Below are 13,069 nucleotides of genomic sequence, written 5' to 3' on the forward strand. Positions count from 1 at the left end.
TGAGCCAATCGGGCACCGGGGCAGCGGTGCGCTCGCGGGGTGGCTCCGGCTCGGCTGGCGCGGCGGGCGGATCAAGGCTGAGCCAGTCGGGTATCGAGGCATCAGCCGGTGCGCGGGACTGTTCATGAAGATCCGGAGGGGTATCAATGACAAGCCACTCAGGAAGGGCTAATTCATCCTGCGAGGAGACAGGCATCACTTCTTCGTTGGGTGCCTGGGGCGTCAAGTCCTTGCTTGGAGAAGAAGGCGTATGCAGCCAGCGTGCCAACCGTTCCGCACCTTCGGGAGTATCGGACTCACGAAAAATAGCCGGGTCGGTTGGCAAGGGGACATTCACAAGCCATGTGGGCAGACCCGGTCGTTGGGAGGGGCGAAGCGCCTTGCTAGCCGGCTTGATGGGCGAAGCGGGACGCACTTCATCGAGGGGATACGCCGCATTGAGGCGCTGGAGATCATGGCGAGCTGCTGCATTCGCCGGATTAAGGGCCAGGACATTTTCGAGACAAGTACGGCGCTCTTCCGGGTTCGCAACCACCTCGGCCAGCCAGAGCCATGCCAGTTCATTGGTTTCATCCGCTTCAACAAGCTCCAAGAGCATCGCTTCAGCTTCCCGAGCCTGTCCATGGCGGGCTGCCTCAATCGCTTGGTTCAACAGATCGGGCATGTTCATTGAGGCAGTTCCTTACATTGGATCGCGAGGCAACGCTAGTGAGGTGACAACGAATGGTCACGCCTAGCCTTGTTCGCCAGATGAGTAACCAGATCAAGATCGCCACGTACTTGCTTATTCTCGGGATCAAGCGCAATGGCAGTCTTGAGGATATCAATAGCTGCATCATAAAGCTTAATCTGGGCATAGGCAAGGCCAAGCGCACGACGCACCTGTGGATCACGGGGATTCTGCATCACGGCACGTTCCCAGGCGTGGGCCGCCATAAACCACATCCCATTATCACGATAGAGCAGACCGAGGTTATAGGCATCGCTGCTCGTCATCAAACCTGTTGTGGTCATACGTATACGCCGTCCAAAAAAATCGCCATAACTGATGAGCGTCAGCGCCACAAGGGCCACGATGAAGCCAAGCCCGCCGAGCGACCCGGCTGCCTCAGCATGTGCCAGACCAAGGAGGGGGAGCACATCGCTCATGAAGCTCATCTTGGTACTGACGAGCATACCGAAGATGCTCGCAATAACCAGGCCAGTCCCAACCGTATGCAACAGATAGGCCCAGGCGCGTTTGCGCCACAACCCGATCATGATACCAAGGGTAAGCGCCGTAAAGAGAAACCTGGCAACCATTGGGATCGTATTGATAACTGGAAGTTCCTGTTCCGCCAAACTTGCCTGCAGCACGATGATCAGAATTGAGAGAATCGTCAAGACGGCCTGACCAACCACAAGCAAGGTATTAACACTATACATTGCAATCAAGAGAGTGAGGGCCACTGAGCGTCGCGCCTCGGGCCGTTCCCGAATCATGAGGTTCGTGTTGCATGATGGACAGGCGTGATCGGTAAGTCGAGTAGTAGCCCCACAAAAAGGACATGGTTCTTCAGCATCTTTTTCTTCCATCGCAGTATGTCTAGAGGGGATGCTCAAGAACGAAGAGGGTGCTGGTAGCAGCACAATCGGGCGATGATCATTCGTCACCGGGGAGGCAGCAGCTGGTGGACGCTCGGACGTGACCGGCGTTGAGACAAAGATATCGTCGACGTGACCATTCCTCAGACGTGGAGCAAACGGATCTGCTCCAGCGGGCGTCTTTGGTTCGTCCAGTTGCTGGGTCTGCGGCGCAGGCTCGGGCTCTGGATCGGCTTCAACGGCTTCTTGAGGTTCAGGGACAAGGGTCTCAAGCCAGGCGGCGAGTTGTTCTTGCTGGCTGATCAAGGGTGCTGCCTGATCACGAGACAGGCGCTGCCCCGTTGGGGTTGTCGTAAGTTGCTCGCTCGTCAACCAATCGGGGAACACCTCCAGCAACTCACGGTCAGGCTGAAAAGGCTGCTTCTCAGCGTGGTCGGGGTGGGGTACAGTGCGGGCCTCTACGGGGCGTGACGGCTCCTCTGCCCGAGCGCTGGGACGGCGAGGCACCTGACCAAACTGGACTGACTGAGGAGCAAGCTGCTGGTCAACAAGCCAATCAGGCAAGCGCTGATTGACATCAGAGAGCATGAGATCAAGCCATTGCGCAGAGGAGGTATCTGGTTCAGCTTCAACCCAGGGGGGAAGGCCCGTCTTGCCCTGGAGTGTGGCCAGATTGCGCTGGGCATAGGCATTGGCTGGATTGATCATCAACACATTTTCGAGGCAAATCCGGCGTTCTTCAGGGTCATCAACCAGTTTTGCGAGCCAGAGCCATGCCTGTTCATTCTGCTCATCGGTCTCAAGCAGGGTAAGGAAGCGCGTTTTCGCTTCATCGATCTGGCCATCGTGGGCCGCCAGGATTGCCTGCGCGAGGAGTTCAGTATGCTTCATTGCACAATATCCTTTACGTCACAGGCAACTCCTTTCCCCATGACGTGGTATCCCATTCGTTCAAAACCTGCTGATAGACCGCAAGGGTCAGCCATGCAATGCGTGACCAGGTATAATAGTCGCGGATCTCATTGAGTGCAGCCCCCGCACGTGCACGAGCGATCTCAGGTCGATCGAGGGTTGCAATCACTGCATCCGCCAGCGCACCGGGATTATCAGCGGGCACAATCAGGCCGGTAATGCCGTGTTGTACCACTTCGGCGAGGCCACCTGCATCACTGACAATCAGCGGACATGCATTCGCGAGCGCCTCAAGTGCCACAATCCCAAACGGTTCATAGAGTGACGGAAAGATCGCCAGATCGGCGGCATGATAGAGCCGGTCGCGATCTTCATTGGTAATAAACCCGGCAAAGCGCACCGTCGATCCAATGCCGAGGGCGGCCGCACGGGCCTTCAACGCTTCAAGATAATCACCGGTACCTGCAATGACCAGCCGTGCCAAAAGCCGACGGCTAATAGTGGGCCAGGCATCAAGCAGGGTATGGAGACCCTTTTCAAAGACAATGCGACCGACATGAAACACCATCCGTTCATCATCGGCAACATAACGACGACGAAATTCAAGCCAGTGTTCCGCATCATTAAACGGAGAACGACCGATATTTACCCCATTTGGCACAATATCAATTTTATCGGCAGGGGTCTGAAAATAGTCTTGCACCTGACGCGCCATAAAATGGGAACAGACAATCACCCGCCATGCTTCATACGAGAGGTGCCATTCCAGGTCATTGATCCGATGGGCCGCGAGGCTATGGAGGCCGCCCCGCCCACGACCTCGTTCAGTCGCGTGAATCGTCGCGACAAGCGGGATCTTCCAGTGATGTTTGAGAGCTGTCCCGACGTCAGCGGCCAACCAATCGTGGGCATGAATGAGATCAAAGCGTCCGGCGGAGGACTGTAACGCGAGCGCCGCCTGGATCAGCAACTGATTGGTATGAGCGACAAAGCCAGGGAAATCTGCCCGCGGCATCTCGGGCACCTCAACCCGATGAACCGTAATCCCCTGATCCATCTCATTGAGTGGCCCCCCACTCAACCGTGGAGCAAGCACCGTGACCTGAACCCCATGTGCGGCAAGGGCAGGTACGAGTTCAGCGACGTGGCGCCCGAGGCCGCCAATGATGTAGGGAGGATACTCCCACGCAATCTGGAGCACGTGCATAGCAAAGGGAATTATAGCACCCCTGTGTCGGTATCACAAGGAGCGAACGAACCTTTTCAGGATATGGGCAAGGCGCGCGCCACGACAAACTTCAGGTAACGCCCTTCTGGGAAGCCAGCCGGGACGGGATGGTCGCCTGGTTGACCGGTCTCGTAGACGATTTGCAGGCGTGTCCGGGTTTGCGCGGCGGCTTCGGCGAGCATGCTCCGGAAATGTTCAGGACTCATCTGGCTGGTACAACTGGCCGATACCAGCAAGCCGCCTGGTTCAAGGCAGCGGAGGGCCAGACTATTGAGGCGCGTATAGGCTCGTGAGGCCGCGTGCAAGCTACTCTTCTGGCGGGCGAAACTCGGGGGGTCAAGAATAAGCAACTGGAACAACTGGCGGGTTTTCGCATAGCGATCGAGGAGGGCAAAACAATCTTCGGTGACAAAACGATGGTTTGATGACGCCATCCCATTGAGGGCGAGATTGGCGTCGGTAGCCTGGGCGAGGCCGTGACCACTATCGACACTGACCACCCTGGCGGCCCCACCCCGCAGGGCATAGAGTGAGAAGGCCCCGGTATAGGCAAAGCAGTTCAAGACCTCGCGCCCACTGGCCAGGCTCTCGACCAGACGGCGATTTTCGCGATGATCGAGAAAGAGTCCGGTCTTCTGCCCACGCAAGAGATTGGCGGAGAGAAAGAGGCCGTGTTCTTGCACCACCAGTTCATCTGGTGGCATCTCGCCCCAGAGTAGGCGTACCCGGTGGGGGTGATCGGGTACCGAAGAAGGCTCATCAGTACCTTCCTCGGTCACACGTTCACGTAACACAATGCCACGCAGGTCACGATCGCAGGCGGGGAGGGCCGCTACGACGAGCGGAACAAGCGTCTGCACGCTTTCGGCATAGGTTTGGAGCACAACATAATCGCCATAGCGATCGGCGACGAGGCCGGGCAAGCCATCGCCTTCGCCATAGATCCAGCGATAAGCGGTGGTTGCGCTCTGCTCGCGGAGCGGGGCACGCAACGCCCAGGCGTCCCAGACGCGATCGGCGACCCAGGCGGCATCGGGGCACGAGGAGAGGCTAAAGATGCGCACAGCAATCGCGCTCTCTGCATCCCAGAGGCCATAGGCCAGCAGATTGCCACAGCGTACCTGCACCCAGGTACCCGAAGGCAAGCGGTCGCCGCCGCGTACATGATTGCGATAGACCCAGGGATGCCCCTGAGCGAGGCGGCCCCGCAGGCTCGCTTCAACCGTAACCTCAGGTAGATTCATCTCAGAGGGTCGCGCCACTGGGCACAGTGCCGTTTTTGGGAAACGCCTGCGCAGCCAAGCGCGGGCTGATCGCGACATTGCGTCCAATCGTCAGACCCGCGGGGACGTGCGTATGGTTACCAATCAACGTCAGGCCCGTATTCAACCGTTCGGGGGCCTGTTGATTTGGCGTCGTTGCGTTGCCTTCACCAACAACCGTGCCCTTGCCGATATGAACCTCCTCATCAATAATGCAGCGATCGACCACGGCTCCTTCGCCGATCCAGGCATCGCCCATAATGACCGAATCGCGCACGACCGCACCGGGGGCGACATAGACGCCAGGCGAGAGCACCGAGCGCACGACGGTTCCATAGACACGGGCACCATCACTCAAGAGGGCATTTTCGACCTGTGCAGTTGCGCCCAATTCGACACCGGGGCGATAGGTACTGGCGGTATGAATAACCCACTCGGGATCATAGAGATCGAGGGCGGGCGACTCGGCGAGCAGGGCCATATTCGCCTCATAGAAAGCCTGGAGCGTGCCGACATCAGCCCAGTAACCCTGGAAATGGTAGGCATAGGCATTGCAGCGAGTGACAATCGTGGGCAAAATATGGCGCCCAAAATCATTATCACGGCTTTTTGTAAGCAGATCGAGCAAAAACTGCTTACGGAAGACATAGATCCCCATGGACGCAAGGTTTGACTGAGCGCGGCGGGGCTTTTCCTCAAAGCGATCGACGCGGCCATCGCCACCGACGGCAACGATGCCATAGCGACGGGCCTCGTGGGGACTAACGCCACGCACAGCCATCGTCACATCGGCCTCGCGCTCTTTGTGGAGTTCGAGCAACGGACGGTAATCCATCTTGTAGATATGATCGCCGGCGAGCAAGAGCACCGCATCAACCTGTTGATCTTCAATCAGATCGAGATTATAACGAACGGCATCAGCTGTGCCCCGTTGCCAACCACCGCCATCGGGGGTAGGGGAAGGATGGAGCACGCGGAGCCCGCCGTGGGCGCGGTCGAGATCCCAGGGGCGTCCAACGCCGAGGTGGGCGTGGAGTGAACGGGGGCGATACTGAGTGAGCACCCCAACATTATAGATGCTCGAATTGATGCAATTCGAGAGCGTAAAATCAATAATGCGATACTTGCCCGCGAACGGCACCGCAGCCTCGGTACGCTCGGCGGTCAAGATCGAAAGTGCGGGCGAGTCACCGCCAGCGAGGATCAGCGCGAGTGTGCGCAGCATAGAGTTCCTCCTAAATCGTTTCGCCGGATGCCACCTCGCGCCCGGGGAAGTGGGCCTCGTCGCGATCCGCATTGATCACCACATTGCGCCCGACGATCGTCCCTGGGGGAATATGGGATGACTTGCCAACCACGGTAATGCCCGTATTGATCTTATCGGGTTGGGCGCGGTTTGGCACCGTCAGATCGTCCCCGCTGCCGAGATGCACCCCGGCCCCCACGACGACCTGCTTATCAACAATCACGCGGTCAAGCACCGCCCCGGGGCCAATCCAAGTATCATTCATCACGACGCTATCGCGCACAATTGCGCCTGGCGACACATAGACCCCTGGCGAGAGCACTGAGCGTTCCACTGTCCCGCGGATGGTACAACCATTGCAAATAATGGCCTGGTTGACCTGGGCCTGTGGCCCGATTTTGGCGGGAGGGCGTTCTTCGCTACGGGTACGGATCAACCAGTCGAGATCGTAGAGATCGAAATCGAGTGTGGGATCAAGCAATTGCAGACTCGTCTCCCAATACGACTGAATAGTACCGACATCAACCCAATAGCCAGCGAAGCGATGGGCATAGACGCGATCCTCGGCAAGCATCGCAGGAATGACATTCTTGCCAAAATCAATGCGAGGCTGATCGCCCTGGCCTTCCGAGAGGCGACTGATCAAGACATCGGCATTGAAGACATAGATGCCCATCGAGGCGAGCGTGCCCTTATCGCGGTCTTTCGGTTTTTCACTAAACTCAACAATGCAACCCTCTTCATCCACGGTCATAATGCCAAAACGATCCGTCTCTTCAAGCGGGACATCCATGACCCCAACGGTCAGATCGGCGCGATGACGACGGTGCGTCTCAAGAATCGCATTGTAGTCCATCTTGTAGATATGGTCGCCCGACAGAATGAGCACCAGATCAGCGCGACACTCGGTAATAAAGTTCACATTCTGATAGATCGCGTCCGACGTTCCGCGGTACCAACTCTGCTCATTGCGTCCCTGGTACGGTTGCAGCAGACGGACACCACCGCGGGCGCGGTCGAGATCCCAGGGCTTGCCGATCCCGATATGGTCGTTGAGCGAGTGAGGGCGATACTGGGTCAAGACACCAACATCAAAAATGCCCGAATTGACACAGTTTGAGAGGGTGAAATCAATGATCCGATACTTGCCAGCAAAGGGGACTGAAGGTTTGGCTCGCTTCTCAGAAAGCACACTGAGCCGGGTGCCTTCCCCGCCAGCCATGATCATCGCAACGACGCGCATAACTTCCCTTCCATTGTGACACACCAGTGATCTGCCACCATGCTATCGACGGATGCCAGTTCAACCGGGAGTGACCTGAGACCACTGCCGCTGTGAAGTGGCTCATTCCACCAATTGTTCTTCAGGGCTATGCTGATTGTACCCGCAATTGTCTGATGGTGCAATTGTGCCTAGCCCCCGGCAAAACGGAGCCAGGCGAGGCCGCCGGTAAAGAGCCCGGTGGTGATCAGGGCGAGGCAGGCCGGGCGGGCCAGTTGGGTGAGCCGCGTGATCGCATTGCGGTAGCCCATGACGCTGGCGACGACGAGCAGATGCATTGTGAAGAGTTCGCTGAGGATGCCGATGACGCCAAGGAAAGCGAGCGGCCAGAAGAGCCAGCTGAGCCCGCTGTGGGCAGCGACGACAAAGATCCCGTTGAGGCCGAGCAGGGCGATGAGATCACTCCAGTCAAGTACAGCACGGGTTGGCTCGGGATTGGCGCGCAGTACCCGGTTGAAGACAAAGAGGATGATCGGCGTCAGGGCCAGCCCAAAAAGTGCCCCGGTGATCGTGCGCAGGTCATTGCGCGGGGGGTAGAAATAGACGCGCCCGGTATCTTCGAGCAGCGAGTTGAGGCCATCGCCAACCATGGTCAGCATAAAGAGGCCCAGGATGAGCAAGATCGGGCGCGAGGGCAGGGCGGCGGCGCGCCCCAGGCCGCGCCCAAAGAGGTACGCGAGCGAAATGAGGTAGGCACTGTAGATGCCAAGATTGCGCGCACAGACGGGAAGTTCGCGCCCGTCGATGACGATCGTATGCTTCTGGGCAACCAAGCCATGCACCGTCGCATAGAGCTTCCATTCGAGCGTCGCGCCTGGCCAGAAGAAGAGCACCAGCAAGAGTGCCGCAACCATGGCAAGAAAGAGCACCTGCCAGAAGCGTTCACCCGCCTGGATGCGCCCGACACGAGTGTCCCTGGCCTGTTGTTGCTCGATGCGCTCGCGTTCGGCAATGCGCTCACGGGCCAGTTCGATAATCTTATCAGGTGACTCTTGGCTCACAGATCTTACACCCAGGCATCATCCGCCGTAGGCTCGGGACGCGGCCACCCCGGCGGATAGAGAAGATAGACTGTTCCCGATGAAGCCCGTTGCCAGCACGTAAAGAACTGGTCGGCGCGGTAGGAACGCAAGACTTGCACTTCTTCATAACTTGCTGGTTCGGCGGTCAAGACGCGTCGTCCATGGGCAAAGCCGCGTACGAGCGTGAGATGTCCGTTACTCGGCACCAGTGCGCCCTCGAGCTCGCCCTCGTGCCAGCCGAGGCTGGCGATCACCGGAACACCTGCGGTGATCCAGCGGGCAAGTTGCGCCAGGCTGTCGAGGCGCGTGATGTAGGCTGTCAGCCCGTGTGCGGCGGCAAAAGCGGTATTGAACGCCCAGTTGCCGGTACCCTGCCAGGCGGGATCGTTGACCATTGGTACCACCAGATCGGGGACACAGGCCGGGTCGCGGAAGGGTGCAAGGCGCGGGTCGCCGGTCTGTTCGTGCCAATACGCCAGGGCCATCGCGAGGGCAACCGGGCTACACCAGCCTTCGCCGCCGACGTAGGCGTACTGCGGCAAACGCAACGGCACCGACAGCGCAGTCTCGGGGAGAGCCTCGGGAAGCGGCGCAGGAGGCAGCGCGTTTGAGGTCACACAGAGCGTCAGGGCCTCAAGGTCGGGCATGTCGGCCCCGGGCTTGCCACCGAGCACGATCCGCGGGCGCACCGTCACCGCGGGGGCCGTGATGACCAGGGTATCGGTTGCAACAGAAGCAATGGGCGTGCGCTGAGCCGCAAAGCTGGTTCGTTGCGAACCTGCGCGTGCGTCATCCCAACGGCCCATGCGATAGAGCGAAGGCGGCTCATGCGCTGCCGTCACCTCGAGTTGCACCTCAATCCAGCTCTGCTCAGGCGTATCAGCGGCCCATGACGGAATCAGCTCACTCGCACCGGCAAAAGCGAGCTCAGGCCCAACGAGCACAATGCGTGCCGCGGGATCGTCGTCAACAGTGGGAGCGGCACGTTGCCAACCCGCAAGCTCATCGGACGACCAGGATTTACTTTGATGACGTGACATACGGAAGGCTCGTACTCTTTTTCATGAACCCATAGCATTGTCCTATTATACCCTGAGCACAGAGCGTGTGCTTTTGCTCGAAGAGAAGGATTTATGTGAAACCGATCACCAGGTACGGTCATAATTCACCTTCAGTTTATCAAGGATAGCCTGGGTCAGATCAATGTCCAGCAGATAGGCGAGTTGAAAGAGATAATTCGCCACATCAGCCAGCTCGCCAGCCAGCGCCGCCTTATCGGCAGGCTCATCACCAAACTGAAAATGCTCTAGCAATTCGGCTGCCTCGATCACCACCGATGTCGCAATATTGCGCGGCGTTTGCGGGAACTTTGTATCGTCAGCGTACCATCCCTTAGCGGTCACAAATTCATTGATTACTCGCGTGAGTTCGTCAATCGTCATACATCTTCCTTCCTCAGTTTATGGTTCGTTGTGGTGGCTTCGCCGCCACAACGAACCATAAACTCTCATCGAGCGGCGAAGCCGCTCCACACCAGAACATTATTGGGGCCAAGCCCCAATAATGGTACAATACCCCTACATTTAAAGGAGGTATTGCTATGGTAACGGTTGAACAAATTATTGCCTACTGTGAACGGACGCTTGCGGCACGTTTTCTGGCGAACGATCAGGAAGGGTTGCGCCGTTTGCAACTCGCCCTTGGGGTGCTGATCGAAGCGGCCCAGGAGGCCGGCGATCAAGAGACAGGGATGCGTTTGCGCGTCCTGGCTGCCCATGCCGCCAATCGGCGTGAGGGCCTCCAGGATGAGGATTGAGTTGATATGAGCACCACGGTGAGCCTGGCTGATATTCAGTCGGCGCGGCGAACGCTGCGCGATGTGATTCTGGCGACGCCTGTTATTCCAGCTGCCCGCCTTTCGTCCGAGTTGGGGGCCTCAGTCTATTATAAGGCGGAAAATACGCAGCATAGCGGCTCATTCAAGATCCGTGGGGCCTACAATACGATCAGTCACTTGAGCCGTGAAGAGAAGGCCCGCGGGGTTATTGCTCCCTCAGCCGGCAACCACGCCCAGGGTGTTGCGATGGCGGCCCAACTCTGTGGAGTACAGGCCGTGATTGTGATGCCTGAACGTGCCCCGTTGACCAAGGTTGTCGCGACGCGCCGCCTTGGGGCCGAGGTGGTGCTGGCTGGTGCGGGCTTTGATGAGGCGGTCGCCCACGCACGGATGCTGCAAGAGCAGCACGGCTATACGTATGTGCATGCGTTTGATCACCCACGGGTCATTGCCGGTCAGGGCACGATTGGCTTTGAACTCGCCGAGGCGTTACCTGATTTACAGACGCTTGTCGTGCCGATTGGCGGCGGTGGGCTGATCAGCGGGATCGCCATTGCGCTCAAGGCGCTCTTGCCCATGGTACGCATTATTGGGGTGCAGGCGGCCGGCTGCGCCCCTGTGCCCGACTCGCTCGCCGCTGGTTGCCCGATCAGGCTCGCCACCGCACGTACAATTGCTGACGGAATCGCCGTCAAATCTCCAGGTGAATTGACCTTGCCCATCATTGCCGAACTCGTTGATGATGTGGTTACCGTTGATGAAGACGAGATTGTCTTTGGCATTGCCCATGTGGTGCAAAACAGCCGTCTGGTCGTTGAGGGGGCGGGGGCTGCTGGGGTTGCCGCGCTACTTGCGGGCAAGGTGGCGCTGCAACCAGGCGAGGTTGTGGCGACGATTTTGTGTGGGGGCAATATCGATAGCAACCTGCTCACCAGGGCGCTCGAGACGGCGTTGGTGCGCCAGGGGCGTTACTTGCTGCTGCGCACGAGTGTGGATGATCGTCCTGGTGGTCTGGCAGGGCTGGTGAATCGTGTTGCCGAAGTCGGGGCCAGTGTGCTCGACCTCTTTCATCGGCGCGCCATGTGGCGTGTCCCTATTGATCGTGCTGGCGTCGAACTGGTGCTTGAAGTGCGTGATGAAGAGCACGCCCAAGCTGTCTTTGATCACCTGGCGCACCACGGGTATAGCTGCGAACGCGGGGATGTAGGATCTTGGCCTGTTTAATTTCTTTCGCTGGAACAACAGCCAGCGTAGCTGGCTGTTGTTCCAGCGAAAAAGGTAACTGTTCACAATGCTCACACGACTGCGGCAATTTCGTGGGGTAGAGTTTCAATTGCTCTTCACGGTGCTAGTCTTCTTTGCAGCAGGTTATACGCTGGTAATGCTGGCGACCCGTCAGCGAGAGTTTGTCGCCACGCTGCCCGGTCTGCTGACGATCCTCTGGCCCTCGGCGCTGCCATTGCTGCTCTTTATTGCCGTGTCGATTGGCCTGGGTTTCAAGAGTCCGCATGCCGACCAGGTGCTGTTGCCACTGGTTGCGTTGCTCGCCGGGTTGAGCCTGATGCTGACCGCCCGCCTTGAGCCGAGCCTCAATGTACGCTACTTGTGTACTGCGGTTGGGGGTGAAGTCTTTCCCTGTTACGAAGGTATCGCGAGCAAACAGTCACTCTGGGTGACCCTGGGGGTGCTTGGCCTCGCGGCGATGCTCTTTGTACCCTGGGATCGCATCCTGATTCGCTGGCTCAAGCTCACGTTGCTCGATGTGCTCGATAACTACCGCTATCTCTGGTTGACAATCGGACTTGTTCTGATCTTTGCCACGTTTTTGTTTGGGGTTGACCCGAATGATAGTGGCGTCAAGGTCTGGTTCAATTTTGGCTTTTTTTTCTTTCAACCGTCCGAGTTGCTCAAGATTATTCTGGTGATCTTTCTGGCGTCTTACCTCAATCAGCATCGCGAAGTGGTTGCCGCTGGCTATCGTCTCGGTCCGCTGACGTTGCCGCCGTTGCCCTATCTGGTGCCCCTCCTGGGGATGTGGGGCATTGCTATGGGCACCATTGTCTTTCAGCGCGATCTTGGGGCGGCTCTTTTACTCTATGGCGTCTTTCTGGCAATGCTCTATATTGCGACCGGACGAGCCTGGTATGTTCTGGCTGGGATGCTCGCCTTTGGCATCGGAGCCTATGTGCTCTACCAATTGCTGCCGATTGTTTCGCTGCGCGTCCAGATCTGGCTTGATCCATGGGCCCAGGCGCAGAACCGGGGCTATCAGATTGTTCAGGCGATCTATGCGATGGCCTCCGGCGGCGTCTTCGGCCAGGGTCTCGGCATGGGGGTGCCTGCCGTCGTTCCAGCCATCCACACCGATTTCATCTTTACGGCGATTGGTGAAGAGATGGGCCTGATCGGGACGCTGGCAGTGCTGATTGCTTATATCCTGCTGATTTTTCGTGGCTACCATATTGCGCTGCGTATCCCCGGTCGTTTTCGCGGGTTCGAACAATTGCTTGCCATTGGCCTCACCACGATTATTGCGGTGCAGACCCTCATTATTATCGGGGGCAATCTCCGCCTGATTCCCCTCACTGGGATTACCCTCCCCTTCATTTCGTATGGCGGCTCATCGGTGCTGATCAACTTCATCATCGTCGGCTTATTGATGCGCATCTCTGCGACCGCTCACGCTCAGCCTTGAT

The 13,069-nt window shown here is 58.1% G+C and carries 11 protein-coding genes and 1 pseudogene; 3 read left to right on the top strand and 9 right to left on the bottom strand.

Translation table 11 applies throughout. The annotated features are described in order from the left end of the window. The 9 genes and pseudogenes from EYB53_RS20730 to EYB53_RS20770 form a co-directional block, all read right to left on the bottom strand. Positions 1-670, bottom strand: a pseudogene (locus EYB53_RS20730) (hypothetical protein); the annotation flags it as partial. Positions 671-705: 35 nt separating this feature from the next. Continuing rightward, positions 706-2,475: a tetratricopeptide repeat protein gene (locus tag EYB53_RS20735; RefSeq protein WP_135480611.1), complete on the bottom strand. Its 1,770-nt coding sequence runs from the start codon at positions 2,473-2,475 to the stop codon at positions 706-708. A gap of 13 nt (positions 2,476-2,488) precedes the next feature. Further along, positions 2,489-3,703 carry a glycosyltransferase family 4 protein gene (locus tag EYB53_RS20740; protein ID WP_135480613.1) on the bottom strand — a complete coding sequence of 405 codons (1,215 nt, stop codon included), beginning with the start codon at positions 3,701-3,703 and terminating at the stop codon, positions 2,489-2,491. A gap of 56 nt (positions 3,704-3,759) precedes the next feature. Continuing rightward, positions 3,760-4,968: a class I SAM-dependent rRNA methyltransferase gene (locus tag EYB53_RS20745; RefSeq protein ID WP_135480615.1), complete on the bottom strand. Its 1,209-nt coding sequence runs from the start codon at positions 4,966-4,968 to the stop codon at positions 3,760-3,762. A 1-nt stretch (position 4,969) separates the two neighbouring features. Continuing rightward, positions 4,970-6,211, bottom strand: a complete 1,242-nt coding sequence (locus tag EYB53_RS20750) for a glucose-1-phosphate adenylyltransferase family protein (protein ID WP_135480617.1) — start codon at positions 6,209-6,211, stop codon at positions 4,970-4,972. A gap of 10 nt (positions 6,212-6,221) precedes the next feature. Further along, complete coding sequence (locus tag EYB53_RS20755) at positions 6,222-7,475, bottom strand: glucose-1-phosphate adenylyltransferase (RefSeq protein ID WP_135480619.1); 1,254 nt, start codon at positions 7,473-7,475, stop codon at positions 6,222-6,224. 170 nt (positions 7,476-7,645) lie between these two features. Continuing rightward, a complete protein-coding gene (locus EYB53_RS20760) occupies positions 7,646-8,515 on the bottom strand; it encodes a DUF2085 domain-containing protein (RefSeq protein WP_135480621.1) in 870 nt (289 codons plus the stop codon). Between the two features lie 5 nt (positions 8,516-8,520). Continuing rightward, positions 8,521-9,576: a C39 family peptidase gene (locus EYB53_RS20765; protein WP_135480624.1), complete on the bottom strand. Its 1,056-nt coding sequence runs from the start codon at positions 9,574-9,576 to the stop codon at positions 8,521-8,523. 105 nt (positions 9,577-9,681) lie between these two features. After that, on the bottom strand, positions 9,682-9,978 hold the full coding sequence (locus EYB53_RS20770; protein WP_135480626.1) for a nucleotide pyrophosphohydrolase: 297 nt from the start codon (positions 9,976-9,978) through the stop codon (positions 9,682-9,684). A 158-nt stretch (positions 9,979-10,136) separates the two neighbouring features. Between EYB53_RS20770 and EYB53_RS20775 the strand changes: the two genes are divergently transcribed. The 3 genes from EYB53_RS20775 to EYB53_RS20785 all read left to right on the top strand — a co-directional run bounded on the left by EYB53_RS20775 (position 10,137) and on the right by EYB53_RS20785 (position 13,068). Next, complete coding sequence (locus EYB53_RS20775) at positions 10,137-10,352, top strand: hypothetical protein (RefSeq protein ID WP_135480628.1); 216 nt, start codon at positions 10,137-10,139, stop codon at positions 10,350-10,352. Between the two features lie 6 nt (positions 10,353-10,358). Next, positions 10,359-11,597: a threonine ammonia-lyase gene (ilvA, locus tag EYB53_RS20780; protein ID WP_135480631.1), complete on the top strand. Its 1,239-nt coding sequence runs from the start codon at positions 10,359-10,361 to the stop codon at positions 11,595-11,597. A 67-nt stretch (positions 11,598-11,664) separates the two neighbouring features. Further along, positions 11,665-13,068 (top strand): FtsW/RodA/SpoVE family cell cycle protein, encoded by a 1,404-nt coding sequence (locus EYB53_RS20785; RefSeq protein WP_135480633.1) that lies wholly within the window; start codon positions 11,665-11,667, stop codon positions 13,066-13,068. Position 13,069: the final 1 nt, after the last annotated feature.

Source organism: Candidatus Chloroploca mongolica, assembly GCF_004762035.2.
Lineage (GTDB): Bacteria > Chloroflexota > Chloroflexia > Chloroflexales > Chloroflexaceae > Chloroploca > Chloroploca mongolica.

What these genes read in the sequence shown, in the direction of transcription:
- EYB53_RS20735 (WP_135480611.1), bottom strand. Translation starts at nt 2,475, where the DNA reads ATGAAGCATACTGAACTCCTCGCGCAGGCAATCCTGGCGGCCCACGAT.
- EYB53_RS20740 (WP_135480613.1), bottom strand. Translation starts at nt 3,703, where the DNA reads ATGCACGTGCTCCAGATTGCGTGGGAGTATCCTCCCTACATCATTGGC.
- EYB53_RS20745 (WP_135480615.1), bottom strand. Translation starts at nt 4,968, where the DNA reads ATGAATCTACCTGAGGTTACGGTTGAAGCGAGCCTGCGGGGCCGCCTC.
- EYB53_RS20750 (WP_135480617.1), bottom strand. Translation starts at nt 6,211, where the DNA reads ATGCTGCGCACACTCGCGCTGATCCTCGCTGGCGGTGACTCGCCCGCA.
- EYB53_RS20755 (WP_135480619.1), bottom strand. Translation starts at nt 7,475, where the DNA reads ATGCGCGTCGTTGCGATGATCATGGCTGGCGGGGAAGGCACCCGGCTC.
- EYB53_RS20765 (WP_135480624.1), bottom strand. Translation starts at nt 9,576, where the DNA reads ATGTCACGTCATCAAAGTAAATCCTGGTCGTCCGATGAGCTTGCGGGT.
- EYB53_RS20770 (WP_135480626.1), bottom strand. Translation starts at nt 9,978, where the DNA reads ATGACGATTGACGAACTCACGCGAGTAATCAATGAATTTGTGACCGCT.
- EYB53_RS20775 (WP_135480628.1), top strand. Translation starts at nt 10,137, where the DNA reads ATGGTAACGGTTGAACAAATTATTGCCTACTGTGAACGGACGCTTGCG.
- ilvA (WP_135480631.1), top strand. Translation starts at nt 10,359, where the DNA reads ATGAGCACCACGGTGAGCCTGGCTGATATTCAGTCGGCGCGGCGAACG.
- EYB53_RS20785 (WP_135480633.1), top strand. Translation starts at nt 11,665, where the DNA reads ATGCTCACACGACTGCGGCAATTTCGTGGGGTAGAGTTTCAATTGCTC.